Here is a 25576-nt window from a genome sequence, read left to right as displayed (position 1 = left end):
CCATGAGTGAAGAATGCCGTAGCAGTGGCGTGGGGGGAATTTTGTTGGCCTTTATTGCGGGGGCCGCGGTTGGGGGTGGACTTGCCCTGTTGGCTGCCCCGCGCTCGGGTGAGGAAACGCGCCATCGTCTGACGGACCTGGCGGATGAAACCCGCGAGAAGCTGCATGAGATGACCGAGGAGGCAGAGGCTCATGTGCGCGAGGCCATTGAAGAGGGCCGTGAGGCCTTGATGGAAAAACGCGAGATGGTCAAGGCGGCGGTGGAGGCCGGCAAAAAAGCCATGGAAGAAGAGCGTGGCAAGCATGCGAAATCCACCTGAAAAGCGGATTGAGCTTGAGGCTTGGGGGCGCTGGACCCCAGGCCTCTTTTTGATTTGATTGCAAAGGGTAGGTTTGTGTCGAGATTGAACGAAAAAATAGCCAGGGTGCGAAAGCTGTTCATGTACGGTCAACACCAGCAGGCTGAACAGGCTGACGAGACGGGGCTCAAGGGATTCTTCCTGAAACCGATACGCGTGGCGACCCTGGTGGTACATGATTTCATCGCAGATGGTTGTCTATTGCGGGCCTCCGCCCTGACGTTTGCCTCTTTGCTGGCAATTGTCCCTCTGCTTGCCCTGATGTTCGCGCTGCTCAAGGGGTTGGGCGTACAGAATCAACTGGAGCCCATCATTCTTGATCAGTTGGCGGTGGGGTCCGAAGAAATCGTCGGGGAAATCATACGCTACATCGATAACACCGAGGTTGGGCGACTCGGGGTGGTGGGCCTGTTGACCCTGTTTGTGACGGTTTTGGCCATGCTGTCGAATATTGAGAAAAGCTTCAATGCCGTATGGGGCGTTGAGGAAACCCGGTCCTTGTTTCGCCGCTTTGCCGATTATTTCTCGGTTGTGACCATCGGGCCGGTGTTTGTTCTGGTGGCGGTCTCCATGACCAGCACACTGCAGAGCAACGCGGTGGTCCACGCCCTTCAAGAAAAAGCCCTGCTCGGCGATCTGATCGTTTTACTGTTCAAGATTCTGCCCTTTGTCGGAATGTGGATCGCGTTCACAGCCCTTTATATTTTCATGCCCAACAGCCGGGTGAGCGTGCGCGCGGCGCTCATCGGAGGAATTTTCGGCGGAACACTATGGCAGTTGGCGCAGTGGGGGTATGTGTATTTTCAGGTCGGGGTTTCCAAGTACAATGCCATCTACGGCACCATGGCGGCGCTGCCGATTTTCATGATGTGGATTTACATCAGTTGGCTGATTGTGTTGTTTGGTTTGGAAGTTACCCATGCGGTGCAGAATCTGCGCAATGTCAGGCAGGAGGTGCGCAGCACTGAGGTCAATTACGGCAGCCGCGAGATGATGGCTCTCAGCGTGCTTTTAGTGCTGGCCGAGGCGTTTTATCGTGGCGAGCGTCCTTGGACCCTGGAAAAAGTTTCTGCAGAACTGCAGTTTCCGCCGCGTCTGACGGGCAGCATTTTGCAGCAAATGGTCCGCCTTGGAGTTCTCAGCGAAGTTCATGCCGATGGCGCCAACGATTACGCCTTTCAGCCCGCGCAGGCCTTGCAGAACCTAGAGGTCCATGATTTTCTGGAAAGGCTGCGGTGGGATGGCATGGATGTGCGGGGTGCGCAGAGTACTCACGCGCGCGAGGTGGTGCGCAAGGTGGAGGAGCGCATGGAGCGGGCGGGTCGCGAAGCTTTTTCCGGCATGACCCTGCACGACCTCGCCACACAAATGCTCAAAGCCGAAAATCCCGAGGATTCTTTAGCCCCATCCGAGCCGCTCAGTACGTCTTGAGTTCGAAGCATCCGTCTTCATAAACAAGGTATGAATACTGCTCGATCCAGTCGCCAAGGCCGAAAACCTGCCCCCGGTCGATACGACGGGTGAAGGGCTGGTGAAAATGACCGGTGATGACGATATCGTTGCCTGCGGCCAGCCGTTGCCGTGCGTAGGCGTCGATGCATGCCTCCGGCAGGCGCCGGTTGTTTTTGGGTGCATGGCCTTTTTGGCTCTGGCGGCTGGCCCAGCGCGAAATGCTCCAGGTCAGATCGCCTGGGGCGAGAGCGATCAGCCCCTTGAGAACCCTGCTGCGCAGAAAGCGGCGCAGTAGCCGGTAGCCGCGATCCGCGCTGTTGACCAGATCACCGTGGGTGAGGTGAACCTTGCGTCCATCGATTTCCACGTCGCCGCCGTCAGGCAGCACCCGGCAGCCGAGGGTCTCGTGAAAATAAGGGCCGAGGTGAAAATCGTGATTGCCTTCGACGTAGACGATATTCGTGCCGCCGGCGCGCAATTCGCCCAGAGCGTTGAGCAGGGGCACGTAGGGGGCGAACACCATGTGGCGATAGCCGACCCAGAATTCAAACAGGTCACCCAGGATGTAAAGAGTGCGCAGGCGTCCCTGCTGTTCGCCGAGAAAAGCGAGCAGCCTTTGATAGTTGATGTCTCGCGGGTGCAAGAGGTGGGCGTCGGCAAGGAAAATGTCGCGATTCATGGGTGGCATTTGACCATCGAGCCCTTTGTAATGTCAAGGCGGCTGAGTGTGGTGAATGTGGCGGCGGCGCTTGCGATATCGTCGCGGTCGGGTATGCTCTCAAATTGACGGCATGGCCATCTTAAACCTCAACGCCAGGATTTGTCATGAAAACCATTTCGCAAAAAATCGATCAGTTTCTCGCAGCCGACGTATTCGGCGTGGTCGGGGCCTCTTCCAAAACTTATAAATACGGCAACAAGGTGCTGCGCTGCTACCTGCAAAACGGCCGCAACGTCATCCCGGTCAACCCGGTGGAAAAGCAGATCGAGGGCATCGACTGCGTAGCGAATGTGAGCGAATTGCCCGATGAGGTAAAAAGCATCTCTGTGATCACGCCGCCCCAGGTGACGGACAAGGTGGTGGATGCGGCAATTGCCCGCGGCGTTGAAAACATCTGGATGCAGCCCGGCGCGGAAAGCCCGCCTGCAGTGGCTAAAGCCGAAAAGGCCGGGCTTAACGTCATTGCCGACGGCAGTTGCATCCTGGTGGTTCTGGGATTCAGCGGTCACTGACCCGTATCGATTTGTCGCGGGGCGCAAGTTGTCTTATCTTGACCCGATTTTTGCCCCCCCGATTTTGCCCCCGTATTCCAACCGCAACCCGTGAAGGAGGACCTATCATGACTCTCGTTTTGCCCGAACTGCCCTTTGCCCCCAATGCTCTGGAGCCCCACATCAGCGCCCGGACCTTTGAATTTCATCACGGCAAGCACCACAAGGCCTATGTCGACAATGGCAACAAACTTCTGGAGGGCAGTGATCTCAAGGGTCTGTCCATGGAAGAAATCATGAAAAAGACGGCCGGTGATTCCGCCAAGGCCGGCATCTTCAACAACGTTGCGCAGGTGTGGAACCACGCCTTCTACTGGAAGTGCATGAAACCCGGTGGAGGAGGGCAGCCCAGTGGAAAAATCGCTGAAAAGATCAAAGCCGACTTCGGCGGCTTCGACAAATTCGTCGAAGAATTCAAGGCCGCAGGCGCCACCCAGTTCGGCAGCGGTTGGGCCTGGCTGGTACTCGACGGCGGCAAACTCAAGGTGACCAAAACCGCCAACGCTGAATGTCCCCTGACACAAGGCATGACACCTCTGTTGACCATGGATGTCTGGGAACATGCTTACTATCTTGATTACCAGAACCGGCGTCCTGATTATATCGCCACTTTCATCGACAAGTTGGTCAACTGGGATTTCGTCAACGCCAACCTCGGGTAGGAGCCGTTTTCTTTTCCTTGGGACACTCTGAGCCCCCTGCCGTCGATACCGACCGCAGGGGGTTTTTTCGTGCCTGCTGCGAGGTGGACAAGAGAGGGCGTCGCAGGTATCATGCCTCGGCAAAGTGATGGGAGCGGCGCCATCATTGGGGTTTCGTCAATCCGGCCGGCCCAGAGGTTTTTTTCCATGCGCTTGGTGCAGGTGGTCTGCGGATGGCTGTTGCTGACTTTAAGCCTGTATGTTTTATTTCTCGGCTGGCGCGACTTCACCGGCGAAAGCGCGCGCATGTCGCGCTACATTAGCGAACGGTTGGGAATTTCACGCCCTTTCTGGAGTCAGCCCGGCGTACCGGAGATGGCCGGCGGCAGCACCGGTGCTCTGGTCGGACTGGTGTTGATGGTGAGCGGGTTGGTGCCGCCGCGCCGCTGACGCATTCCTGGGCTGGCCTTTGCCTTGGGCCTTCTGCTATAGTTTTCCTTTTGTGAGTCTCATGTATTTATACGCCCGCGCGCTCTTCGGAGTCGGGCAGTCGGAGTTGGCATGGAAGAAGAATACGACGATTTTGACGATTACGAATATTTTGAAGATGAAGAGGACGATGAGCGTCTCGAACTGGCCCAGATGGCTCTGGACCGGGGTGAGAGTGAAACGGCTCTGGATCTGGTTGAGGAATACCTGGAAGATCATCCCTTTGATGTGGAGGCGCTCAATGTCTGCGCCGTGGCCGCCACCAATCTGGATGATGAGATCAAGGCCCTGGCCCTCTACCAGAAAGCGTTACGCCTGGACCCGAAAAACGGCGCCATTCATCACAATTACGGGGTGCTCCTTGACCGTCTGGAGCGCCGCGGCGAGGCCCAGATTCACCTGCGCAAGGCTTTGGAATTTCAGCCTGATTTTCCCGAGGCTTACGTCAATCTCGGCAATGTTCTCGATGAGTTGGGTGAAACGGATGAGGCGCTGGCCATGTACGACGAGGCGCTAAAGCGTCGTCCGGATTCGACCGACGCATATTTTAATAAAGGGCATGCCCTCAACCGCCTTGGTCGTTTTGAGGATGCCCTGGCGTGCTTTTCCGCTGCCTTGCGCATGGAGCCGCATGATGCCAGTTGCCTCAACGGTGCCGGGTATGCGCTTGCGGGGCTGGGGCGCGACGAGGAGGCGGTGCGCCACTATGGCCGCGCCATCGCCCGCGACAGCGGAAACCCCCATTTTTTCTTCAATCGCGGCCTGTCCCTGATGCGGCTTGGACGTTTCGAAGAAGCACTGAATGATTATGACGCGGTCCTGGCGCTGGATCCGGATTTTTTCGATGCGCTGATGGAAAAAGCCAACGTGCTGGCCGATCTTGGCCGCCTCGAAGAAGCACGAACGCTGCTTCTCGAAGCCGAACAGCGCGACCCCGCCAGCCCCGAGCCGCCTTTTTATCTGGCCTTGATCTGCGAGCGCGAAGGAGATCATGAGGGCGCTTTGGGGGCGTTGGAGGAAAGTCTCGCGCGCGATCCCGATTCCATCCATACCCTCAACAACAAGGGCAGTGTGCTGATGGACATGGGGCGCCTCGATGAGGCGCTGGGCTGCTTCGAGGCGATTCTTGAACGCACCGACATCTATCCTCTGGCCCATTATAATCGCGCCTGTATTTTTGCTCTGCAAGGTAAAACGGCGGATGCCGTGCGTGCCTTGTCGCAGGCCTCGCGCCTGGAACCGCATTTTCTCCAGGATGCGGCCGAAGACTCGGATTTCGATAACATTCGCCATCGCTCATCCTTTCAGAAACTGCTGCTGCGGCGCCAGAGCCAGGAAAGCGGGGGTTGATCCGTGATGCAGGTGCGAGCCATCATCGGCGTTATCGGTGCCGGCAGCGCCTCACCCCAGGCAGAGGCGTGGGCCTACGAGATCGGGCGATTGATCGCCGAGCGCGGCGCCGTGCTGGTGTGCGGCGGGCTTGATGGCGTGATGCGCGCGGCCTGTCGCGGCTGTGCCGAGGCCGGCGGGGAAACCCTGGGCATTCTGCCCGGCAGCGAAGCCCAGGCCGCGAACCCTTGGGTGACTTACCCGATTGTGACCAACATGGGCCATGCGCGTAACGTGATCATTGCCCACACGGCCCAAGCTCTCATTGCCGTCGACGGTGAATACGGTACGCTTTCGGAAATTGCCGTTTCCTTGAAGTTGGGCCGTACAGTCGCCGCCCTGGGGGCCTGGCCGGGAATCCCCGGCGTGTTTTATGTGGATTCACCACGGGCTGCGGTCGATCTGGTTTTTCAGCGGCTCGCCGAAAATGAAAAATAAGGTGGAGGGAGTTTTGTTGTCATGCCCATGGATTTGAAGCGCTCACGAGAATTTTCCGATCAAATTATCGATTGGGTTCGCGGCAAGGGGCGGGTGTTGATCATGGCTCACGATAACCCCGATCCCGATTCTCTGGCCTCCGCCACCGCTCTGCGGCACCTGTTGCAGATGACCACCGGCAATGAGGCGACGGTGGCCTTCGGCGGGGTCATCGGACGTGTCGAAAACCGGCAAATGGTTAAGGAGCTGGAAATCAAGGCCTTTCCCCTCCACGCTCTGGATCTCAACCAGTTCAATGTTGTGTGCATGGTCGACAGCCAGCCGGGCACCGGCAACAATTCCTATCCCGCCGATCGTCCCGTGCATCTGGTCATCGATCATCATCCGCCGCGCGAGACCTGCGCGACTTGCCGCTGGGTCGATATCCGCGAAGATTACGGTGCCTCTGCGACGATTCTTTACGAATACCTGGTGGCCCAGAAAGTAAGCATCAGCACCAAACTGGCCACTATTTTGTTTTATGCCATCAAATCCGAAACTCAGGATCTGGGACGCGAATGGTGCCGCGCCGACCGCGAAGCTTATCTTCAGCTTCTGCCCCTGGTCAATAACCACATCCTGTTCAACATCATTCAATCTGAAGTGCCCCTCGAATACTTCCGTGCTTTTAAAAAGGCCATCAGCAGTGCCGTGATTTACGACGGGGTGCTGGTTTTCAATCTTCTCGATATTCACAATCCGGATATCGTCGCTGAAATGGCCGATTTTTTACTGCGTGCCGAGGGGGTCGACGTGGTGATGGGCATGGGCTGTTACGAGGGTGACGAGGTCCTATCCTTTCGCACCCTGTCTCACGATATCAAGGCCGGGCACGTCATGCGGGCGGTTGTGGATGGCCTGGGCACCGCTGGCGGGCATGGCATGATCGCCGGCGGGCAGATTGCGGGAATCGCAACGGGAGAGCAGGTGCAGGAGCAGTTGGCGCTGACGCTCACGCAAAGGTTGCTCGCTCGCCTGGGCCGTTCGGCCGCTAACGGCATCCGCTTGTCGGCGGATGACGCCGAAGGGCTCGCGGATGCCTGATTTTTCCCGCATTGGAAAGGTGTTTTTCGAAAAGGTGAAATTGACAGGTGCAGAGAGGCTGAGTTATAAGGATCGCCTTCGCTGGAGGTGCGTGGGAATGATCCGATTGTGGGTGCTCCTGGTTTTTCTTCTGATGCTGTCTCTGCCTGCCGCCGCCGCTGTGGAAATCGCCCCGCGGGGAAAGCCGCCGGTGACGGTATCCGAGGTTTATTGGCAGGATGGGACCTATTTTATCGCCATTGACGATATTCTTGCGGCCTTGGATATGCGCGGCGGCTGGAATTCGGTTGAGCATATTTACAGCTTCTCCACGCCGCGCGGTACGGCGACCATCTCTCCCGGTAGCCATTTCCTGCGGATTGGTGGTCGATTCCTGCCTTTGAGTCAGCGCCCGCGCTTCATCGACAACCGCTTGCGGGTTCCTGAAGATTTCATCACCCAGCAGTTGCCCGACCTGCTCAACACGGCGGTGTATTACCGTAACCTGACGCCTCGCGCGCCCGTGCCCGTGGATGAGGACACCACCCTCGATCGCCTATTTGCCTTCTTGACGCAGAAACAGAACCCGCAGGAGGCGGGCGGGTTGCGGGCCGTGGCCATCGATCCCGGTCATGGCGGCCAGGATATGGGCAGCATCAGCACCGACGGGACGCGAGAAAAAGAGGTGGCGCTCGATGTGGCCCGCCACCTGGAGCGCATACTCAAAATGCGTCTGGGCATTCCTGTTTATTTGAGCCGTGAGGGCGATTACACCCTCACCCCCCAGCAACGCCTGGAGCCGGCAGCCCAATCGGAGGTGGACGCTTTTATCTCCTTGCACGCCCAATCCTCCTTTCGCGCCGAACCTCAAGGAGTTGCCCTGGTGGTACGGCCACGCGAGGAATATGAGGGACTGAGCCTGGATGCGACTCAGGGTGGCAGCATGAAGCTGGCGCAGCATCTCGGCCGTAGCCTGGAGAGTGCCGGGTTCAGAGTGTCCGGCATCTACCAGGCGCCGCTGCTGCCTTTGGGGCGGGGTAACCTGCCGACGGTGTTGGTGGAGCTGGGTTATCTATCCCACCCCGAAAATCTGGCCCGGTTGACCGATCCCGCCGGCCAGGAGGCTTTGGCTCAGGCACTGTTCGCGGGCCTGAGTAGTTTTGCCGACGAACGAAGTGAGAGGACACGCTGATGACATCGCTGTTTACCCGTCCCGACGGTCGCCGCGCCGATCAATTGCGACCGATTGATTTTCAACGCAATTTTACCCGCTACGCCGAGGGCTCGGTGCTGGTTTCCTTTGGTGAAACCCGGGTCCTGTGCAATGCCACGGTGGAGGAGAAAGTCCCCTCGTTCATGCGTGGTGAAGGGCGCGGCTGGGTAACGGCCGAATACAGCATGTTGCCCCGCGCCACTCAAAGCCGCAGTCCCCGTGAAGCGACCCGTGGCAAAATCGGTGGCCGCACCCATGAGATCCAGCGTCTTATCGGTCGTTCTCTGCGCGCCGTGGTTGATCTTGCCGCGCTGGGCGAGCGCACCATCCAGATCGATTGCGATGTGCTTCAGGCCGACGGCGGCACGCGCACCGCCTCCGTCACCGGTGCCTACGTTGCACTGGTCGATGCGGTTTGCGGACTTAGGGACCGTGGTTTGATCAGTGCCTCGCCTTTGCGTGAAGGGGTTGCGGCGGTCAGTGTCGGGTTGGTCGAGGGCAACGCCCTGCTTGATCTGAACTACGAGGAAGATTTTCGGGCCGCCGTTGATATGAATTTTGTGATCACCAGTTCCGGACGCTTTGTCGAAGTGCAGGGAACGGCAGAAGAGCACCCCTTTACCCAGGCCGAGCTGGATGCTCTGCGGGACCTGGCTATGGCCGGCTGCCTGGATTTGAGCCGCCTGCAGCAACAGGTGCTGGAGAGGTAAGTTGATGGAACTTGTCGTCGCTACGCGCAATGCGGGAAAGTTACGCGAGATCCGCCGTCTGCTCAGCGAAGCCGGTGTCGCGGTGCTGGGATTGGACAGTTTTCCGGATCTTGCCGAAGTCGAGGAGGATGGCAATAGTTTTGCCGCCAACGCCGAGAAAAAAGCCTGCACCATTGCCCAACTGACCGGGCGCATGACCCTGGCCGACGATTCCGGTCTCGAGGTTGATGCTCTGGGAGGCGCCCCCGGGATATATTCCGCACGCTATGCGGGCCTTGGCGCGAGCGATGCCGAAAACAACCGTAAACTGCTTGCCGCTCTGACAGGAGTGCCCGCGAATCAACGCCACGCGGCGTTTCGCTGCGTCCTGGCCTACTGCTCCCCGCAGGGCGATTGTCGGTTGTTTGAAGGACGCTTGCCCGGTCTGATCGTTGGCGCGGCCCGCGGCAATGAAGGCTTCGGTTACGATCCTTTGTTTCTCGTGCCGGAGTATGGAAAAACCTTGGCCGAGTTACCCATCGAGGTAAAAAACCGCATCAGCCACCGCGGCCAATCCCTGCGTAAATTCCTTGCCTATCTGCAAGAGCGCCTGCCCTAGCGCGGTTCTCCACGTCCCCGCCTTCGCGACCGCCGCGACTTTTTAAATTTCAGTTGAAGTATTCTAAATTTGTGGAATAATTAGCACAAAGTGCGAGAATCCATACCCTTCGCAGATATTTTTCAGTTTGTCTGGAGGGGCTCCTTGCTCGCGGAATAGGGCTCTCTGCGGCAAGGAATAAAGGACTCGAATTGATGATTCTGCAACGACATGGTGTCTTGCGGTCGTCGTAAATGCGACAACTTGGATCAGGAGGAATATTATGAAAAAAATCGGAATGGCTCTGGTCGCTGGTGTGTTTCTTTTCGGGCTTGGGGGCTGCTCCCAATATCTCGCCATTGAGACGGATGATGAGAACCTGCTGCGGCAGGCCATAGCGGCCGCTCAGGAAGCCAAGGCCGCCAACCAGCAGGCGAATGATGCCGCGGCCCGTGCCGAAGCTGCTGCAACCCGTGCCGAAAGCGCCGCCACTCGTGCGGATGGCTCTGCCAGGGCGGCGGCCAATAGCGCTGCTCAGGCTGATAGCGCAGCGCAGAAGGCGACCAAGGCTTTCGAGATGACGCTCCAGAAATAAAGCACCTCTGCTTGGCAGTAGAAAAGCCCCGGAAACGGGGCTTTTCTTGCTTGGAGGATATTTCGTGATGGAGCCGCGGGCGGTAAATGCTGCCGCGCTTCTGGTCCCCGGAGCGGGCTAGACCGATGGGCGCGTGATTCCGCGCCTTCTTGATGGCGGCTGCAGGGTCGGCACCAGGCCGGGGACGCGGACCTGTGTTTCGACCAGCCGCTGTAGACCTTCGCCTGCGGAGAGAAGCATGCAAATCCATCGGCTTTTTTTTCGCCAGCGTCTGCCCGTTGATCCGGATCGATGCTGGGCATTTTTTTCCGACCCCGCCAACCTGCGGGACATCACCCCGCCGACTCTGAATTTTCGCGTCACCTCAAGTTTGCCACCGCGCATGTATGCCGGGATGATCATCTGTTACCGTATCCGTCCTCTGGTCGCATTCGACCTGACCTGGATCACAGAAATCACCCAGGTGCGCGAGCCTTTCTTTTTCGTTGACGAGCAGCGTTTCGGACCCTATCGCTTCTGGCATCATCAACATCATTTCCGCGCGATTTCCGGAGGCGTGGAGATGGACGACGAAGTTCACTATGCCCTGCCGCTGGGGTGGTTGGGACGGGCCATGAACCGCTTGTTTGTGGAGCGCCAACTGCGGCATATTTTCAGCTATCGGCGCGCGGTTCTGGAGCAACGGTTCGGTTTTATGCCCGAAGAAACAAAAGGCTGAACGCCTTGTCTCATTGGGCTGAAACGGCGACGGGCAGACCGCTTTTGTCGGCCAGTGCCTGCCGTACGCGATCCAGATCGAGTCGGCTGCCGCCCCCCAGGAGCGCTTTCTGGCGTAATACTTCGGCCATGGGGTCGGCGATCATGCCGCGCTGGTCGGGGTGGACTTCCAGATAGAGTTTTTCATCGCGTTGTCCGAGTTTGATCGGTTGGTAAATTATGGCGACCGGTGTTCCGGTCTCCACGCGATAAAAAAGATCCCCGATGTGCTCCGGGTACAGGCGGATGCAGCCGCTGCTTACTTCGCGACCGACGCCGTAGGGTTGGTTGGTGCCGTGAAGGCCGATGCGATGGTCATTGAGTCCTATCCAGTAATCCCCCAGGGGGTTGTCCGGGCCGGGGACTACAGTGCCGGGTAGATAGGGGCGCTCCGTGCGCACCGAGGGTGGTGGAGTCCAGGAGGGGTTTTTGGCGCGATTGGCGACGCTGAATTTGCCCAGAGGGGTTTCGCGGCCTTCGCGACCGATACCGATGGGATAAAACCGTACCAGGGTTTCTGCGCCTTCCCGCCAGATCAGGTAAAGGCGCAATTCGGCCAGATTGATGGTGATGCCAGGCTGGGCCGAGAAAGGCACCACGGCCGCCTGCGGCAGCACGACCTGTGCCCCGGTCGGCGGCAACCAGGGGTCGATATCCGGGTTGGCGCGCACCAGCGCCCGGTAACCAACCCCCGCGCGCCAAGCGAGGTTGTTTAGATCTTCATCGAGGCCGAGGATGTAGGTGCGGGGGCTGCCGACTACGGGACCCGGTTCCCGGTGGCTGATGAGGGATTCCTCGCGATTACGCGGTTGCCAGGCGTAAGCTTCGCAGGCCCAGCTAAGGGCTAGAAGCAGCAGTAGGCAAGGCAGGAACTTGACGGATTTGCTCCAAGGCATGTGCTGGTCTTTCTTCATGATTTGGCCGAAGGTTGTCTGGATTTCGTTCACGGTTGTTGGCGACAGGCATTCCCAATAGCTTCAAGACTGCCGACCACGACCAGGATGTCTCCAGTGCGCAGGGTTTCATTAGGGGAGGGCGAGGTGATTTTTTCATCGCCCCGACGAATGCCGATGACGGTTATCCCGCAGCGGCCACGCAGGTCGAGTTCCGCCAGGGAGCGGCCTTCCCAGGGAGAGTCGGGGATGAGCGGTACTTCCTCAATGCGAAAGGTGCTGCCGCTGCGCTTGGAATCCTGGGCCTTGCTTTCTTCGAGAATGCGCGCTGCTTTGTCGAGGCTCTCATGCGATCCGAGCAGCACCAGGCGATCGGCGGCCATGAGCAGAAAGTCCGATCCCGGGTCAAAGTAGCTTTGTCCGGCCCGATCTACGGCGATGATGCTGACTCCGGTGCGGGCGCGCAGGTCGAGGTCGCGAATGTGTTTGCCGACCGCCTGGGATCCCGGGCGCAGACGCACCTCGCCCAGGGTTACCGGCCAGGGAATGCCTGCGGAGATGGTGTCGGTGGAGGTGGTTAGGTAATCCACGGCCTGCTCGGCGGCATCGACATAGGGCCACAAGACTTTGTCGGCGCCCGCCTCGCGGTACCTCTGCGCCTCGGATTGATTGTGCGCGGTCAGCACCACTTTGCCGCCGAAGCCGTGCGACTGCAGAGCTTTGAGCAGGGTCAGGTTTGCTTCGTAGCCCGGGGTGGCATTGACGACCCATTGGGTCGAGTGCAGGGGCAGATGCTCGAGGATCTCAGGGTCTTCGGCGTCACCGTAGCGTACCGGCAAGCCCTGCAGGCGGCATTCGGCGACGATCTGCGGGTCGAAATCCACGCCCAGAACCCGCTTATGGCGCGCCAGCAGGTTGGTGGCGATGTTGCGACCGTAGCGTCCGAGTCCGAAAAGAATGACATCGGCCTCCTCGGCATGGTCACTGCTGTCCTCGTCGCGTTCGCGGTGGGGAATGCGCCGCTCGAAAATGCTCAGAAGCGGTGAAATCTTCTCGTAGAGCTGATGGCTGTAGAGAATCATGTAGGTCGAGGTGCCGATGGTGATGAGGCCAACCAGGGTGATTAGCCCCATGGTGTCCTGGTCGATATGCCCCAGGGTCAACCCGAGCGCGGCGAGAATCAAAGAAAATTCACTGATCTGCGCCACGGTCAGGCCGGCCAGGAAGCCGGTGCGCTTGCGATAGCCCATGATTCCCATGATGACCATGACGATGATCGGGTTGCCGATGAGTACGAACGCCGAAAAGATCAGGGCCGCGCCGATCTGGGCGCCCAGCACGGAGAGGTCGAGTTGCGAGCCCAGGTTGATGAAAAAGAACAGCAGCAGGAAGTCGCGCAGGCTCACCAGGCGCGAACTGATGGCCTCGCGGTAGGGAGTGGTCGCCAAGGAAATGCCGGCCAGGAAGGCGCCGACCTCCTTGCTGAAGCCGAGCAGTTCACCGCCGCTGGCCAACATGACCGCCCAGGCGATGGAAAACAGCAGCAGGAGTTCCTGCGAGCGGGCCACCTGGTCCATCAGGCGCGGTAGGACATAGCGCATCAACAAGCCGATGGTCGCCAGCAGGAAAATCCCTTTGATCACCACGCCGAGGCTGGCCAGCATCAGGCTGCCCGATTCGCCGCCGGCGCCCAGGGCCGTGAGCAGAATCATGGCGAGGACCACGGCGATGTCCTGCACGATAAGAAAGCCGATGGCGATGCGCCCGTGAAGCGAATCGATTTCACGTTTATCGGAGAGCAGTTTGACGATGATGATGGTGCTGGAGAAGGTCAGGGCGACGGCCACATAGAGCGCACCGATGGGACTCATCCCCAGAGCCAGGGCGATGAGAAAGCCGAACACCGAGGTGAAGAGCACTTGGCCCAGGCCGGTGGCCAGAGCGACGGGTCCCATGGTGCGGATCAGGTGCAGATCGAGCTTGAGGCCGACGACGAAGAGCAGAATGGCGATGCCCATCTCGGCCAGCAGGTGCATTTGCTGGTGGGATTCCACCAGATCGAGTCCCGATGGCCCGACCAGAATGCCCACTGCGATAAAGGCGACGATCAGCGGTTGTTTGAGGCGGGTGGCGAGAAAACCGATAACGGCGCTGATGCCCAGGATCAGGGCCATTTCCGTAAAAATATGCTCCACTGCAAAATCCATGCGTTCTTCTCCGGTCTGTTCGGCAATGGCGCCGTGGGGGCCAAACTCGCGTCTGGCTTCAGGTGGGGGGATAAAGCCTTGACACTGTCGGCGGGCAGTGATAAAAACGCGTCCAAATTCAAGAATTCTTTATATTACTGACTTCGTCGCTAATTTCAAGGAGTATACGTCATCATGGAAAGAACTTTTGCCATCATCAAGCCCGACGCTTTCGCCTCCGGCCATGCCGGAAAAATCCTTGCCCGTATTTATGCCGAAGGTTTCAAGCTGGTCGGTCTCAAGAAGATTTTCATGAGCAAGGTTGAAGCTGAAGGTTTCTACTACGTTCACAAAGAACGCCCCTTTTTCGGCGAACTGACCGATTTCATGAGCAGCGGCCCTTGTGTCGTCATGGTGCTCGAGGCTCCCGGCGCCATCAAAAAGTGGCGCGATCTGATGGGCGCCACCGATCCGGCCAAGGCCGATGCCGGAACCCTGCGCAAGGAATTCGGCGTCTCCATCGGCGAGAACGCCACTCACGGCTCCGATGCCCCCGAAACGGCCGCCTTCGAGATTCCCTACTTTTTCTCCGGTCTTGAACTTCTCGGCTGATTCGGCTGGATTGTCCAAAAGTTAAGCCTTGTGAACCGATAGCCCTTTGGGTACAATCCCAAAGGGCTATTTTTCGTGACGAATTGCCGTAATGACTGAACCTGTTGTGCAAACCGATCGCAAAGTCGATCTGAAAAATTTTGATCTCGACGCTCTCACCGCATTTCTCGGCGGTATGGGCAAGGAGCGATTCCGCGCCCGCCAGATTTTTCGCTGGATGTATCGTCAAGGGGTCAGCGACTTCGCCGAGATGACGGACCTTTCCAAGGATTTTCGCCGGGAACTTCAGGCGCGCTCCTTTGTTTCCCGGCTTGTTCCCGAAGCGGTGGAGTCGAGTCGCGACGGCACCCGTAAATATCTGCTGCGCCTGGCCGACGGGCAGACGGTGGAGAGCGTGCGCATCCCCATGGATGAGGGGCGCAGCACTTTGTGTATCTCCACCCAGGTTGGTTGCGCCATGCAGTGCCGATTCTGCCTGACCGGTACCTTCGGCTTGATGCGCAACCTCAGCGTGGCGGAGATCGTTAACCAGGTCTGCGCCGCCCTGGTCGATGGCCCGGTGAACAACATCGTGCTCATGGGCATGGGGGAGCCGCTGCACAACCTGGAGAGCGTCATCACGGCTCTGCATATTTTTTACGCCGAAGAAGGCCTGAGTTTCAGCCCGCGTAGAATTACGCTGTCCACCTGCGGACTGGTGCCGGAAATGGCCGAGCTGGGGCGGCGGATTCGAGTTAATCTGGCGGTCTCTCTCAATGCTACTACCGACGAGGTGCGTGATCGTCTGATGCCCGTCAATCGGAGCTATCCCCTGGCACGGTTGATGGCGGCCTGTCGTGACTATCCCCTGCAACCACGTCAGAGCATCACCTTTGAATATATCGTGATTCGCGGTCTCAACGATTCCCCCGCCGATGCCAAACGCCTGGTCAGGTTGCTGCACGGGATCAGGGCCAAGGTCAACCTGATCCCTTTTAACGAGCATGAGGGATCAGACTGGCAGGCTCCGACAAGTGAGGCGATGGATGCGTTTCAGTCCTATCTTTTGCAACGCAATATCGTGACTATCCGCCGTTCGAGCAAGGGTGCCGATATCTCCGCGGCCTGCGGTCAGCTCAAGGGGCGGTTGGATAAAGAGCAGCAACAAAATCCCACAGGAGGAATTTTCTGATGTCACAACCTGTCATCGGGGTTATCGGCGGCAGCGGTCTCTACCAGATGGATGAGCTGATCGAGGTGCGTGAAGAGCACGTCGAAACCCCCTTCGGCGCGCCGTCGGATGCCTATATTTGCGGCATGCTCGGCAACGTGAAGATGGTTTTTTTACCTCGTCACGGTCGCGGGCATCGCTTGCTGCCCTCCGAGGTGAATTATCGCGCCAACATCTACGGCATGAAAACCCTCGGCGTTGAGCGTATCATTTCCGTGTCGGCGGTCGGCAGCATGAAAGAGGCGATTGTGCCCGGGCATATCGTCATTCCTGATCAGTTTTTTGATCGCACCCAAGGCAAGCGTGCCTCTACCTTCTTCGGCAAGGGCGTGGCCGGGCATGTGCAGTTTGCCGATCCGGTCTGTGATGATTTGGCACAGGTGCTGCAAAGCTCAGCAAAGCAGGTCGGCGCCGTCGTCCATAAAGGGGGAACCTATCTTTGCATTGAGGGCCCCAATTTTTCGACCCGTGCCGAATCGAATATCTACCGCTCCTGGGGAGTGGACATTATCGGCATGACCAACATTCCCGAGGCGCGACTGGCCCGTGAGGCTGAAATCTGTTATGCCACCGTCGCGCTGGCCACCGATTACGACTGTTGGCATGCTGAGCATGACGATGTCTCCGTGGAGGCGGTCATTGCGATCATCCAGAAAAATGTCGCCACCGCGCGTGGCATCATCCAGGCGGCGGCAAAGCAACTTGGTAATGCGCGTGGCTGTGGCTGCGGGGCCGCACTGGAATTTGCCATCATGACCGACAAGAGCCTGATCCCTGAGCAAACCCGTCGGGATCTGGCGCCGATCATCGGCAAATACCTTTAGCATGGATTTCTGAGATCCGGGTTTAGGGCTTTGAGGTCGCATCGCAGGTTGATGGCTCTAAGTTGATTGCTTGTGATATGATGTTTAACTCGGATGATCGGCAAGCCCGGGCTATTGGAGAACGTTCTGAGAAATCTGTGCAGCTGCGAGTTGCGGACGCTGCGGGTCGCTCGGTGTATTGATTGGAATTCGAGGTCATTCGCTTTCTGTCATTTCGATCACTTGACGCCTTTCGAAGATTTCAGCGAGGAGGAAGCGGCGCCCATGTTCGCCCTTGACGAGGACCGAGACCAACTCCCCATCGCTTCCACCCATGTGGTTCGATTGCTGCGCTCCATCAACCCCGTGCCGGTAGCCTTGAGCGGTTTTCCCGGTCAGCGCGCGGGGGCTTTTCTCTGTGTTTTTCGTGCCGGCCGGAGCTTGCGCGTTTCCGTTGTGCTGGAACTCTTCGATTCCGCCCGTTTGGTGTTTTATAACAATGAGCAAGGCACCCTTGGCCCGCAGGAGGTTGACGCGGTTATCGACGAGGGGCTTTATTTCGTCGAGTCCATGGGGTTTCTCATGACCGACCTCGAGGTGCAAACTCTTTCCAGAGAGCAACGCGAGCAGATGTGGCGTGCGCTACCATTGGCCGATGGCGTGCGGCCCGCGCCGGTGCCTGCCGTCGCCCTGTCGGGCGCGGACGGCTCGCGTAAACCTGGGGCAGTCGCTGCCAAGCTGCCGGATTCCGTTGTTCCCGATGCTGTAGAGGTCCGTCGTCAGCGGCTGATCGACAGTGTCGGACGAATGCTGGCAGCTTTTTAGGAGCGTTGATCTTGCGTCTATTTATCTTTTCAATTTTACTCATTCTTCTTGGGTTCACGGCGGTCGGTTGTGCTCCGGGCCACGACCGGGTACAGCAGGCCGAGGTGCATCACACTCTGGGTATCTCCTACATGCGCGAGCCCAACCTGAGTGCCGCTTTGCGCGAATTTCTCAAGGCCGCCGAACTGGCGCCGCGCGATCCCCAAATCCAGCAATCCCTGGCGCAGACCTACCATCTGATGCGGGCCTATGCCGAAGCTGAGCGTCACTATCTCGAAGCCATTCGTCTGGCTCCCCGCGAGGCCCTTTATCATCACAATCTGGCTGCCTTGTATCTCGACATGCAGCGCTGGGACGATGCCATCGTCCGGTTTCGCACGGCGGCGCAAGATCTGCTCTTCGACCAGCCCACGGTGGCTTTTACCGGCCTGGGCATGGCGCATTATCAAAAGGGCGAATACCTTGAGGCGGTTTCCGCCTACCAGGAGGCATTGCAGAGAAGCCGTCGTTATGCTCCGGCCCGACTCCATCTCGGGGAGGCATATCTGGCTTTGAACAAGCCGGATCTTGCGCTGGAAGAATTTCGTGAAGCTGTTCGTATTGATCCTGCCTATGCTCAGGCGCACTACCAGCTCGGCCTGGCCTATATGAAAATTAATCAGCAGCAGGAAGCTGCCGCCGCTTTTCGTCGAGTGGTGGACCTTAGCCCGGATTCGGAAGTCGGCCGCCATGCCCAGAACTACCTCCGGCTGCTTCAATAACCATGATCGACCGGGAAATTACCGGCCCCTATAAGGTATGAACGATATTCAAGGTTTTGGTGAAAAGCTTAAAAACCGTCGCGAAGAACGTGGACTTTCGCTTGATGATGTATCCCTGAAGCTTCGTATCCGGCGCCAGTTTGTCGAGGCATTGGAGGAGGAGCGCTGGGATGCCTTTCCGGGGGAAACCTACCTGAAGGGATTTCTGCGCTCGTACGCTGAGTTTCTGAATCTTGACCCCAGAGAGCTGCTCGAATGCTACCTGCAGCGCAGGCCTGAAGAAGCGGCGACCCCGGATCAGTTGCGCAGGATCGAGACGGAGTTGATCGAATCCGTACCCATGCCTTCCTCGACCAAGCGCAGTCTTTTGGTTCTGTTGTTGATAATTCTTCTCGCAGCGGCTTTGGGGTACTGGTTGTCACGGCCGATTTCTCAGGCGCCGATGCCGCAGACACCCGCGCCGCCCGTTGAACAGCAGCCGGTATTGCCTTCGCCCTCCGCTCCCGCGGTCGATGAAGATGTGTTGCCCGATCAGGATGAGCTTAGCGAAGAGGGTGGTGCGGCGAATGTGCCTTCAGCGGCTGCTTCCGCCGCATTTGTCGCGCCGGTCGCTCAGGAAGGTGACACGCGATCTCTGGCAGTTCTTCGCGAGGAGGGCAGCAGCGTACGGGTGCAGGCCGACAGGGCGACGCACTTGGAAGTTGTGCTGGACGGTCGCCCTGTTCAAGGCTATCAGTTGCAGGCCGGCGCCGTGGTGACTTGGCAGGCACGTTTTCAGGCTCAGCTTTTGGTGCAGGAGCCCGAGGCCATCAGCCTTTGGGTCGACCAGCGCCCTCTGGCTTTCGGAAACCGATCGCGTGTGGTCCTCACCGCGGTCAATGCGGTCGGCGGACCTTGAGGGGGGCAGGCCATGCTGGTTCGTTGCCCTCTGTGTGGAGCCCGCTATCGCGTACCCGGCGAGCGTGTCAGATCCGGGATGCGCATCCGTTGCCCGAAGTGCAACGATGTCTTCGTTCTTCACAAGGCTGCTGAAGAGTTGCCTTCGGCAGCAGCCGATCCTAGGCGGCCCAAGGTCGCCATTATCGAAGATGCTCGTTTTTTTCGCGAACTGGTGCGGGATGTCCTGGCGCCTCTCGATTTGGAGATCTGTGAAGCCGCCGACGGCGAGCAAGGTTTAGCTCTGGTGCGAACCGAAAAGCCGGACCTTGTCATTCTGGATTTGAACCTCCCTTTGCGTAACGGCTATGAGCTGATGCGGATCATTCGCGCCGACGCAAGTTTGCGGCACATGCGACTTCTCGCCATGAGCGGAGTTTTTCGCAAGGAAACAGATCAGGATGCCGCCCAGGCAGCCGGAGCCGATGACTTTATCGGTAAATCCTTCACGCCCGATTTTCTCCTGGAGCGTGTTCGCAGGTTGCTCCAGTGATACTCACGGATGATCTTCTCGCTCTTGGCCGGCAGCAGGTACGCCGTTGTTTTGGCGACCAGGATTTCGACCTGGCGGTGGTTCTTGGCTCAGGACTCAGTGAGCTGACCGCGTCCCTGGAAGGTGCGCAAAGCCTTGCCTACGACCAGATTCCCGCAATGGCCGCCACGACCGTTGCCGGTCATCAGGGAAGCTTGTGGGCGGGGCGTCGCGGCGGTTGGCGATTGCTGGTTTTTGCGGGGCGCTATCACCTTTACGAGGGTTATCGTGCTTGCGAGGTGGTACGGCCGGTCGAACTGGCGGCGGCTTTGGGCTGTCGAAGAATTTTGCTTACCAATGCCGCCGGCGGGGTCCGCGAAGATTTGCGCCCCGGCGATTTTATGTTTATCCGTGATCACATCAACCTGACCGGCGATAATCCCTTGCGCGGTCGCACTCCCCCCCCTTTCGTCGATCTCTCCCGCCTTTACCGTAACGACCTGTTTCCTTTGCTGGCTGAGGGTGCGCGGGCACTGAATATTCGATTGCGCCAGGGTGTGTTGGCGGGTCTGCTCGGGCCTTCTTACGAGACTCCGGCGGAAATCCGCATGGTTGCCAGTCTGGGTGGCGATGCGGTGTCCATGTCGACGGTGCCCGAAGCCATTATGGCGCGCTATCTCGGTGTTGATGTCGCCGGCTTGTCGCTGATTACTAACTATGCCGCAGGCCGCGGTGACGCTTCCCTGAGCCATGACGAAGTGTTGGTTGAGGGTCGCCGCAGCGCGGCCCGTTTGACCGAGCTGCTTGATGTCCTGATTGATTCCTGGCGCTTGGCCGACTAACCTAAGCAGACCTAGGATGCAGCGCATGCAACCGGTATGGGGGCCTTTCGCATGCGTGGTCTGTCATCGGCCTGATTGATTGTAATTTGTCGTTTAATCAGTTTTTTGCCGAGTTGACAGTCGACTTCTCCATGCTAGACTTTCACTGCAATTTCTCTTAAGGAGCAAAGTTCTTGGGGTCTTCAGTCGGAAAAATTCTCATTGTCGATGACGAGGAAAATGCCCGGATTGGGCTGAGCAGGCTGCTGTCACAGGAAGGCTATGATGTGGACAGCGTCGGTGACGGACGTGAAGCGCTTGATTTCATTCGCGATCACCGGGTCAGTCTGGTCATCAGCGACATTCACATGCCCGGAATGAACGGTCTGGTTTTTTTGCGTGAACTGCACCGCTCTCATCCCGGCATCAATGTCATCATGATTACCGCCTACGGCGGTGTGGAGTCTTACCTGGAGGCCATGAACCTGGGTGCCTTCGAATATATCAACAAGCCGGTCAAGCTTCATGAACTTAAGTCGGTAATGAACAAGCTCTTTCGTCATGGCGATTCAGTGACGGTCTGATTGGTGCAAGGTCCCCTACTTTGTGGAGGTTTTATGAAAGATTTAAAAACTGTTCTTTATGCCACCGATTTTTCCGAAAGTTCGGATTTCGCCTTCGAGTTCGCTCTGACTCTGGCGAAGAAATTCGATGCGCGGCTGCTTCTGGTGCATGTGGTCAACGAACCCGTCGACCTGCGCGGGTTTTACGTCCCGCATATTTCCTTCGACAAGTTGGAGGAGGAAATCCAGGAAGGGGCCAAGAAAATGATGGAGAAATTCTGTCGCAAGCACCTGAGCGACTACAGCAATTATGAAACTTTCGTGCTGCCCGGCATTCCCTATGACGAAATCATCAAGAAAGGCGAAGAGGAACAAGCCGATCTGATCGTCATGGGCACTCACGGCCGTACCGGGCTTGACCATGTGTTGTTCGGCAGTACCGCTGAAAAGGTCGTGCGTAAGTCGCCGATTCCGGTGATGACCATCCGCGTTACCGATTCCGAATAACCCTGCGGCTTTCTTTTGTGGTCATCTCAGAGGCAGCTTCGGCTGCCTCTTTGTTTTGGCCCTTTACTCCTTGTCAAACGGGTTGGGCACAAGGTATGCTGACATCCGCTTTTTCCTGCTTTTCCACTTCTTGACTGATGCCGGGACCCCCATGAAAGAGAAAATCCTGGTGGTGGATGACGAAAAGGTCATTCTGCAACTTACCTCCATGATTCTGCGAAACAAGGGATTTGAGGTTGTCACGGCCGAGAGTGGGCGTGAAGGCCTGGATTTTCTTGAAAAAGAGCCCGTGCCGCTGGTGCTGCTCGATTACATGATGCCGGTCATGGACGGAATGACGGCCTTGAAAGAGATCAAGGAGCGTTTTCCCGCCACCTACGTCATCATGTTCACCGGCAAGGGCAGCGAGGAGATTGCCGTCGAGTTGATGAAGGCCGGAGCCTCGGATTATGTGCTCAAGCCGTTTAAGAATCAGGATCTGCTCGACCGCATCGAAAACGCCCTGCTCATTCGCCGCATCGAACTGCATAATCAGGAACTGCGCGCCGAGATCGAAAAGTGGAATCAGGAACTCGAGCAGCGTGTGGCGGAGAAAAGCGCCGAACTTGAGCGCGCCCAGATGGAAATCGTTCAGGCGGAAAAGCTGGCGGCCTTCGGCCATCTCTCGGCCGGAATGGCCCATGAAATCCGCAATCCGCTCAACTCCATCAGCCTGTTTGCGCAAATCCTGCATTCGAGTCTGTCCGCCGATGAGGATTTGCGGGAATATCCCGAGAAGATCATTAAAGAAGTTGATCGCATCGATGGTATTCTGCGTAATCTGCTCAATGCCAGCAAGAGACCTCATGTCGAACTTCAAGGGGTTGATCTGGCTAAGGAAGTCGAGAACGCTCTAGAGTTGTTCGAGGCGCAAATTCATAGGCAGGGTGTAGAGGTCGAGACGGACATTGCTCCCAATCCACCCCTGATCCAGGCTGATGCGCATGAAGTCGCGCAGATCTTCAACAATCTCATTGTCAATGCTCTCTATGAAATGCCTCATGGCGGGAGCCTCAGGATCAGCTTACGGTATGATGAGCAATTTTTCTTTATTGAGGTGCGTGACTCGGGACGTGGAATCCCCAAGGAAAACCTCTATCGGGTTTTCGATCCGTTTTTTACGACCAAGGAACGCGGCACGGGGTTGGGGTTGTCCGTGGTTTTGCGGATCGTGAAGGGCTACGGCGGAAAGATCAATGTCGCAAGCAACCCGGGGGAGGGCACGACCTTTCACATTCAGTTGCCGATTTTCCCTTTATGAGCTGGCGACTCAACGAAGTCAGGCTCGATCTTGATCAGGCCGAAGATCAGCTGCCTGCCATTGTCGCGCGACAGCTGGGCGTGGCGCCTGGCGAGATTGTCGGGCTCAAGGTGGTGCGCCGCGCCGTTGATGCCCGGCGAAAATCTCGAATCCTGCGCGTTTTCAGTGTTGAATTCGATCTGACGAAGGAAACGCGCGAGGTTCTTGATCCTCAAGCGGTGAAGCGCTTGGAGCCGGTTGTCGCGGCTCCGTTACCGGTTTTGCGAAAAATCGCCGCGACATCTCCGGTGGTGGTCGTCGGAATGGGGCCGGCGGGGCTTTTTGCCGCCTGGCACCTGGCACGCTGCGGAGTGCCTGTGACCCTTCTTGAGCGGGGGCGACCGGTGGAGGAACGTGTGCGGGATGTGCGCCGTTTCTGGGCGACGGGCGAGCTTGATACCGAAAGCAATGTGCAGTTCGGCGAGGGGGGCGCGGGGACCTTTTCTGACGGCAAGCTCACGACACGGATTAATCATCCCTGGATTCGTCTGGTCCTTGAAACTCTTGTCGACCTTGGCGCGCCATCCGATATTCTGGCGCAGTCCCGACCACACGTCGGAACCGATCGCCTACGCCTGGTGCTGCTCAATCTGCGGCAACGGTTGCAATCCCTGGGGGTCGCTATCCATTTTCATAGCCGCCTTGCGGCCTTGGGTCTGGATTCCGGTCGAGTTCGGGCCGCGGTTCTCGGCAACGGCAGTGAGTTGCCCTGCAACCACCTGGTTTTGGCGCCCGGGCACAGCGCGCGCGACACCTACCGCATGCTTGCCGAGGCAGGCGTGGCGCTGGAGGCCAAGGCTTTTGCCATGGGCGTGCGCATAGAGCACCCAGCGGAGCTGATCAACCGCATTCAATATGGTTTACCCCGGCATCCACGACTGCCGACGGCCGATTACAACCTGAGCTGGAATGACCCTGAAAGCGGCCGCGGCATCTATTCTTTCTGTATGTGTCCGGGGGGTGAAGTGATCGCCGCTTCGAGCGAAACGGGCAGACTGGTGGTCAATGGCATGAGCTATCTCAGTCGGGCTGGGAAAATGTCCAACAGCGCCTTGGTGGTGAGCGTACGCGAAACAGACTTTCCCGTCCCCGGCCCCCTGGGCGGTTTAGCCTTGCAGGAGGAGCTGGAAGCTCAAGCCTTTGCAGCAGGTGGCGCCGATTACCATGCACCGGCCCAGAACCTGTTGAGTTTTCTTGGTCGCGGTCGCGGCTCCTTGCACTCAACCTGTCGTCCCGGAGTGCGTGAAGCCGACCTGAACCGGATTCTGCCCGCTTTTATCGGCACCGGTTTGCGCCGGGCCCTGCCCGTGTTCGAGCGCCGCATGCGCGGCTTTGTCACGGCTGAGGCCACCCTGGTCGGTGTCGAAACCCGCACCTCGGCGCCACTACGCATTATACGTGGTGACGACGGGCAATCTCTATCCCATCCCGGGCTCTTTCCTTGCGGAGAGGGTGCCGGTTATGCCGGCGGTATCATGAGTGCGGCCCTGGATGGGCTGCGTGCCGCCGAAGCCGTCATGAGACAGATCACCGATAGGAGAAGTACGTGAAGCAGGTTTTTGTGGAGAGCATTCAGGAGAGGGATTGGGTGGAGAGCCCTTTTCTGGTCCGCGATAAGATCATGGCCATGGCCAAAAACGGCAAGCCCTATATGACTCTGAAGCTGATGGATCGCACCGGAGAGATCGAAGGCCGCGTGTGGGACCGGGTGGATGAGTTCGCGACCCGTTTTGAAAAAGATGATTTTATTCTCGCCAAGGGCAAGGCCAGTGTCTATTTGGGCAAGATGCAACTGGTCGTGCAGGATCTGGAGCGGCTCACCGATGAGCAGATCGATCTCAGTGACTTTCTTCCGGTGAGTGAACGTCTGCCTGAGGACATGGAGCGGGAGCTGCATGCCAAGGTGGCTTCGCTGGAGGATGGACATCTTCGGCGACTGCTTGAGAGTTTTTTCGCGGACGAAGACTTTTTGCGGCGCTACCGGACCGCGCCCGCGGCCAAGGCCATGCATCATGTCTATCTCGGCGGGCTGCTTGAGCACAGCCTGGCGGTCGCCGATCTGGTCGACGATATCTGCCGTCGCTACCCCGGCCTCAACCGTGACCTGCTGGTTGCCGGCGCCCTGCTCCATGATGTCGGCAAGGTCGATGAGCTTTGCTATGAACGCTCCTTTGATTACACCGATGAGGGCAAGCTCATCGGCCACATCGTCATGGGCGTGGAATTGGTGGACGAGAAAATTCGCGCCATCCCCGGTTTTCCCCCGCGGCTGGCCATGCTGCTCAAACACCTGCTGCTCTCTCATCACGGGCAGTATGAATATGGCTCTCCCAAGCGACCCAAGATCATCGAGGCGGTGATCCTCAATTTTCTTGATGACCTCGACTCCAAGATCAACGGTGTGCGCACGCACATGGAGCGTGAGCCTGATAGTCCGAGTGGCTGGACTGCCTACCACCGTCTCTATGATCGCTACTTTTTTAAAGATTCTTTTGGCGCTGAAGCCGCCGCGCCGGCGGCAGTTGAGGGGCCGGCACCGGCTGTAAAGCCCCAATCCGCGGCTAAGCCCCAGACGATGCCGGGCCGGGCCGTCAAAAGCAACGAGAGTCGCTCGCGCGGCGCGAGCTTTACCCTGGGCGACCAGTTACGGGGCAAGAGTCTCGATCTTTTCTCTACGCAAGACGATAAGGAGTAA

General features: G+C 58.1%; 29 protein-coding genes. 26 read left to right on the top strand and 3 right to left on the bottom strand.

Translation table 11 applies throughout. From position 1 onward, the window contains the following. Nucleotides 1-2: 2 nt before the first annotated feature. On the top strand, nt 3-320 hold the full coding sequence (locus GFER_RS07830) for a YtxH domain-containing protein (protein WP_040098152.1): 318 nt from the start codon (nt 3-5) through the stop codon (nt 318-320). 120 nt (nt 321-440) lie between these two features. Next, nucleotides 441-1790, top strand: coding sequence for a YihY/virulence factor BrkB family protein (locus tag GFER_RS07825; protein ID WP_052446166.1), 1350 nt, complete (start codon nt 441-443; stop codon nt 1788-1790). Here the strand turns inward: GFER_RS07825 and GFER_RS07820 are convergent. Next, nucleotides 1777-2490 carry a UDP-2,3-diacylglucosamine diphosphatase gene (locus GFER_RS07820; RefSeq protein WP_040098150.1) on the bottom strand — a complete coding sequence of 238 codons (714 nt, stop codon included), beginning with the start codon at nt 2488-2490 and terminating at the stop codon, nt 1777-1779. The genes GFER_RS07825 and GFER_RS07820 overlap by 14 nt on opposite strands. A 146-nt stretch (nt 2491-2636) precedes the next feature. Here GFER_RS07820 and GFER_RS07815 point away from each other — a divergent pair, with 146 nt between their 5' ends. From GFER_RS07815 to GFER_RS07765, 11 genes are all read left to right on the top strand, one after another. Then, nucleotides 2637-3044 (top strand): CoA-binding protein, encoded by a 408-nt coding sequence (locus GFER_RS07815; RefSeq protein ID WP_040098147.1) that lies wholly within the window; start codon nt 2637-2639, stop codon nt 3042-3044. A gap of 107 nt (nt 3045-3151) precedes the next feature. Next, the gene (locus GFER_RS07810) at nt 3152-3745 is read left to right on the top strand and encodes a superoxide dismutase (RefSeq protein WP_040098145.1); all 594 of its coding nucleotides are present in this window, start codon (nt 3152-3154) and stop codon (nt 3743-3745) included. Nucleotides 3746-3931: 186 nt separating this feature from the next. Further along, a complete protein-coding gene (locus GFER_RS07805; protein WP_139171956.1) occupies nt 3932-4174 on the top strand; it encodes a hypothetical protein in 243 nt (80 codons plus the stop codon). Between the two features lie 111 nt (nt 4175-4285). Beyond that, on the top strand, nt 4286-5563 hold the full coding sequence (locus GFER_RS17625; RefSeq protein ID WP_052446164.1) for a tetratricopeptide repeat protein: 1278 nt from the start codon (nt 4286-4288) through the stop codon (nt 5561-5563). 6 nt (nt 5564-5569) lie between these two features. Continuing rightward, nucleotides 5570-6040, top strand: a complete 471-nt coding sequence (locus GFER_RS07795; RefSeq protein ID WP_040098140.1) for a TIGR00725 family protein — start codon at nt 5570-5572, stop codon at nt 6038-6040. Nucleotides 6041-6061: 21 nt separating this feature from the next. After that, the gene (locus GFER_RS07790; RefSeq protein ID WP_074669461.1) at nt 6062-7123 is read left to right on the top strand and encodes a DHH family phosphoesterase; all 1062 of its coding nucleotides are present in this window, start codon (nt 6062-6064) and stop codon (nt 7121-7123) included. A 97-nt stretch (nt 7124-7220) separates the two neighbouring features. Beyond that, nucleotides 7221-8294 carry an N-acetylmuramoyl-L-alanine amidase gene (locus GFER_RS07785; protein ID WP_161807397.1) on the top strand — a complete coding sequence of 358 codons (1074 nt, stop codon included), beginning with the start codon at nt 7221-7223 and terminating at the stop codon, nt 8292-8294. Beyond that, complete coding sequence (rph, locus tag GFER_RS07780; RefSeq protein WP_040098136.1) at nt 8294-9025, top strand: ribonuclease PH; 732 nt, start codon at nt 8294-8296, stop codon at nt 9023-9025. Before GFER_RS07785 ends, rph begins: the two co-directional genes overlap by 1 nt. A 4-nt stretch (nt 9026-9029) precedes the next feature. Further along, nucleotides 9030-9623, top strand: a complete 594-nt coding sequence (locus GFER_RS07775; RefSeq protein ID WP_279615511.1) for an XTP/dITP diphosphatase — start codon at nt 9030-9032, stop codon at nt 9621-9623. Between the two features lie 262 nt (nt 9624-9885). Beyond that, nucleotides 9886-10197 carry a hypothetical protein gene (locus GFER_RS07770; RefSeq protein WP_052446162.1) on the top strand — a complete coding sequence of 104 codons (312 nt, stop codon included), beginning with the start codon at nt 9886-9888 and terminating at the stop codon, nt 10195-10197. 238 nt (nt 10198-10435) lie between these two features. Further along, nucleotides 10436-10915: an SRPBCC family protein gene (locus GFER_RS07765; protein WP_040098132.1), complete on the top strand. Its 480-nt coding sequence runs from the start codon at nt 10436-10438 to the stop codon at nt 10913-10915. 10 nt (nt 10916-10925) lie between these two features. On the opposite strand, the gene GFER_RS07760 is transcribed toward GFER_RS07765, so the two are convergent. Continuing rightward, nucleotides 10926-11849, bottom strand: coding sequence for a L,D-transpeptidase (locus GFER_RS07760; RefSeq protein ID WP_074669484.1), 924 nt, complete (start codon nt 11847-11849; stop codon nt 10926-10928). A gap of 47 nt (nt 11850-11896) precedes the next feature. Then, entirely contained in the window at nt 11897-14053 is a 2157-nt protein-coding gene (locus tag GFER_RS07755) for a cation:proton antiporter domain-containing protein (RefSeq protein ID WP_052446161.1), read from the bottom strand. Between the two features lie 174 nt (nt 14054-14227). On the opposite strand from GFER_RS07755, the gene ndk reads away from it, so the two are divergent. The 13 genes from ndk (at nt 14228) to GFER_RS07690 (ending at nt 25576) form a co-directional block, all read left to right on the top strand. Further along, nucleotides 14228-14644: a nucleoside-diphosphate kinase gene (ndk, locus tag GFER_RS07750; RefSeq protein WP_040098130.1), complete on the top strand. Its 417-nt coding sequence runs from the start codon at nt 14228-14230 to the stop codon at nt 14642-14644. Nucleotides 14645-14735: 91 nt separating this feature from the next. Continuing rightward, nucleotides 14736-15815 carry a dual-specificity RNA methyltransferase RlmN gene (gene rlmN / locus GFER_RS07745; RefSeq protein ID WP_040098128.1) on the top strand — a complete coding sequence of 360 codons (1080 nt, stop codon included), beginning with the start codon at nt 14736-14738 and terminating at the stop codon, nt 15813-15815. Further along, the gene (mtnP, locus tag GFER_RS07740; protein ID WP_040098126.1) at nt 15815-16678 is read left to right on the top strand and encodes an S-methyl-5'-thioadenosine phosphorylase; all 864 of its coding nucleotides are present in this window, start codon (nt 15815-15817) and stop codon (nt 16676-16678) included. Before rlmN ends, mtnP begins: the two co-directional genes overlap by 1 nt. Before the next feature lie 264 nt (nt 16679-16942). Beyond that, on the top strand, nt 16943-17482 hold the full coding sequence (locus tag GFER_RS07735; protein ID WP_040098123.1) for a hypothetical protein: 540 nt from the start codon (nt 16943-16945) through the stop codon (nt 17480-17482). Nucleotides 17483-17493: 11 nt separating this feature from the next. Then, entirely contained in the window at nt 17494-18243 is a 750-nt protein-coding gene (locus GFER_RS07730) for a tetratricopeptide repeat protein (protein ID WP_040098121.1), read from the top strand. Between the two features lie 37 nt (nt 18244-18280). Then, entirely contained in the window at nt 18281-19141 is an 861-nt protein-coding gene (locus GFER_RS07725; RefSeq protein WP_040098119.1) for a helix-turn-helix domain-containing protein, read from the top strand. Between the two features lie 12 nt (nt 19142-19153). Then, entirely contained in the window at nt 19154-19672 is a 519-nt protein-coding gene (locus tag GFER_RS07720) for a response regulator (RefSeq protein WP_052446159.1), read from the top strand. Continuing rightward, nucleotides 19669-20493, top strand: coding sequence for a purine-nucleoside phosphorylase (locus tag GFER_RS07715; protein ID WP_052446157.1), 825 nt, complete (start codon nt 19669-19671; stop codon nt 20491-20493). Before GFER_RS07720 ends, GFER_RS07715 begins: the two co-directional genes overlap by 4 nt. A 173-nt stretch (nt 20494-20666) precedes the next feature. Next, entirely contained in the window at nt 20667-21056 is a 390-nt protein-coding gene (locus GFER_RS07710) for a response regulator (RefSeq protein ID WP_040098117.1), read from the top strand. Between the two features lie 33 nt (nt 21057-21089). Next, entirely contained in the window at nt 21090-21542 is a 453-nt protein-coding gene (locus GFER_RS07705) for a universal stress protein (protein WP_040098115.1), read from the top strand. Nucleotides 21543-21693: 151 nt separating this feature from the next. Further along, nucleotides 21694-22842 (top strand): response regulator, encoded by a 1149-nt coding sequence (locus GFER_RS07700; RefSeq protein ID WP_040098112.1) that lies wholly within the window; start codon nt 21694-21696, stop codon nt 22840-22842. Then, nucleotides 22839-24431, top strand: coding sequence for an NAD(P)/FAD-dependent oxidoreductase (locus tag GFER_RS07695; protein WP_040098110.1), 1593 nt, complete (start codon nt 22839-22841; stop codon nt 24429-24431). Before GFER_RS07700 ends, GFER_RS07695 begins: the two co-directional genes overlap by 4 nt. Beyond that, on the top strand, nt 24428-25576 hold the full coding sequence (locus GFER_RS07690; RefSeq protein ID WP_040098108.1) for a 3'-5' exoribonuclease YhaM family protein: 1149 nt from the start codon (nt 24428-24430) through the stop codon (nt 25574-25576). Before GFER_RS07695 ends, GFER_RS07690 begins: the two co-directional genes overlap by 4 nt.

It is taken from the genome of Geoalkalibacter ferrihydriticus DSM 17813 (genome assembly GCF_000820505.1).
Classification (GTDB): domain Bacteria; phylum Desulfobacterota; class Desulfuromonadia; order Desulfuromonadales; family Geoalkalibacteraceae; genus Geoalkalibacter; species Geoalkalibacter ferrihydriticus.
The sequence above is the reverse complement of the archived record's forward strand: the minus strand, read 5'-3'. Positions and strand labels throughout refer to the sequence as shown.

Excerpts from the sequence above, each read along its gene's own strand:
- GFER_RS07830 (WP_040098152.1), top strand. The coding sequence starts at position 3 with ATGAGTGAAGAATGCCGTAGCAGTGGCGTGGGGGGAATTTTGTTGGCC.
- GFER_RS07825 (WP_052446166.1), top strand. The coding sequence starts at position 441 with ATGTACGGTCAACACCAGCAGGCTGAACAGGCTGACGAGACGGGGCTC.
- GFER_RS07820 (WP_040098150.1), bottom strand. The coding sequence starts at position 2,490 with ATGAATCGCGACATTTTCCTTGCCGACGCCCACCTCTTGCACCCGCGA.
- GFER_RS07815 (WP_040098147.1), top strand. The coding sequence starts at position 2,637 with ATGAAAACCATTTCGCAAAAAATCGATCAGTTTCTCGCAGCCGACGTA.
- GFER_RS07810 (WP_040098145.1), top strand. The coding sequence starts at position 3,152 with ATGACTCTCGTTTTGCCCGAACTGCCCTTTGCCCCCAATGCTCTGGAG.
- GFER_RS07805 (WP_139171956.1), top strand. The coding sequence starts at position 3,932 with ATGCGCTTGGTGCAGGTGGTCTGCGGATGGCTGTTGCTGACTTTAAGC.
- GFER_RS17625 (WP_052446164.1), top strand. The coding sequence starts at position 4,286 with ATGGAAGAAGAATACGACGATTTTGACGATTACGAATATTTTGAAGAT.
- GFER_RS07795 (WP_040098140.1), top strand. The coding sequence starts at position 5,570 with ATGCAGGTGCGAGCCATCATCGGCGTTATCGGTGCCGGCAGCGCCTCA.
- GFER_RS07790 (WP_074669461.1), top strand. The coding sequence starts at position 6,062 with ATGCCCATGGATTTGAAGCGCTCACGAGAATTTTCCGATCAAATTATC.
- GFER_RS07785 (WP_161807397.1), top strand. The coding sequence starts at position 7,221 with ATGATCCGATTGTGGGTGCTCCTGGTTTTTCTTCTGATGCTGTCTCTG.
- rph (WP_040098136.1), top strand. The coding sequence starts at position 8,294 with ATGACATCGCTGTTTACCCGTCCCGACGGTCGCCGCGCCGATCAATTG.
- GFER_RS07775 (WP_279615511.1), top strand. The coding sequence starts at position 9,030 with ATGGAACTTGTCGTCGCTACGCGCAATGCGGGAAAGTTACGCGAGATC.
- GFER_RS07770 (WP_052446162.1), top strand. The coding sequence starts at position 9,886 with ATGAAAAAAATCGGAATGGCTCTGGTCGCTGGTGTGTTTCTTTTCGGG.
- GFER_RS07765 (WP_040098132.1), top strand. The coding sequence starts at position 10,436 with ATGCAAATCCATCGGCTTTTTTTTCGCCAGCGTCTGCCCGTTGATCCG.
- GFER_RS07760 (WP_074669484.1), bottom strand. The coding sequence starts at position 11,849 with ATGCCTTGGAGCAAATCCGTCAAGTTCCTGCCTTGCCTACTGCTGCTT.
- GFER_RS07755 (WP_052446161.1), bottom strand. The coding sequence starts at position 14,053 with ATGGATTTTGCAGTGGAGCATATTTTTACGGAAATGGCCCTGATCCTG.
- ndk (WP_040098130.1), top strand. The coding sequence starts at position 14,228 with ATGGAAAGAACTTTTGCCATCATCAAGCCCGACGCTTTCGCCTCCGGC.
- rlmN (WP_040098128.1), top strand. The coding sequence starts at position 14,736 with ATGACTGAACCTGTTGTGCAAACCGATCGCAAAGTCGATCTGAAAAAT.
- mtnP (WP_040098126.1), top strand. The coding sequence starts at position 15,815 with ATGTCACAACCTGTCATCGGGGTTATCGGCGGCAGCGGTCTCTACCAG.
- GFER_RS07735 (WP_040098123.1), top strand. The coding sequence starts at position 16,943 with ATGTTCGCCCTTGACGAGGACCGAGACCAACTCCCCATCGCTTCCACC.
- GFER_RS07725 (WP_040098119.1), top strand. The coding sequence starts at position 18,281 with ATGAACGATATTCAAGGTTTTGGTGAAAAGCTTAAAAACCGTCGCGAA.
- GFER_RS07720 (WP_052446159.1), top strand. The coding sequence starts at position 19,154 with ATGCTGGTTCGTTGCCCTCTGTGTGGAGCCCGCTATCGCGTACCCGGC.
- GFER_RS07705 (WP_040098115.1), top strand. The coding sequence starts at position 21,090 with ATGAAAGATTTAAAAACTGTTCTTTATGCCACCGATTTTTCCGAAAGT.
- GFER_RS07700 (WP_040098112.1), top strand. The coding sequence starts at position 21,694 with ATGAAAGAGAAAATCCTGGTGGTGGATGACGAAAAGGTCATTCTGCAA.
- GFER_RS07695 (WP_040098110.1), top strand. The coding sequence starts at position 22,839 with ATGAGCTGGCGACTCAACGAAGTCAGGCTCGATCTTGATCAGGCCGAA.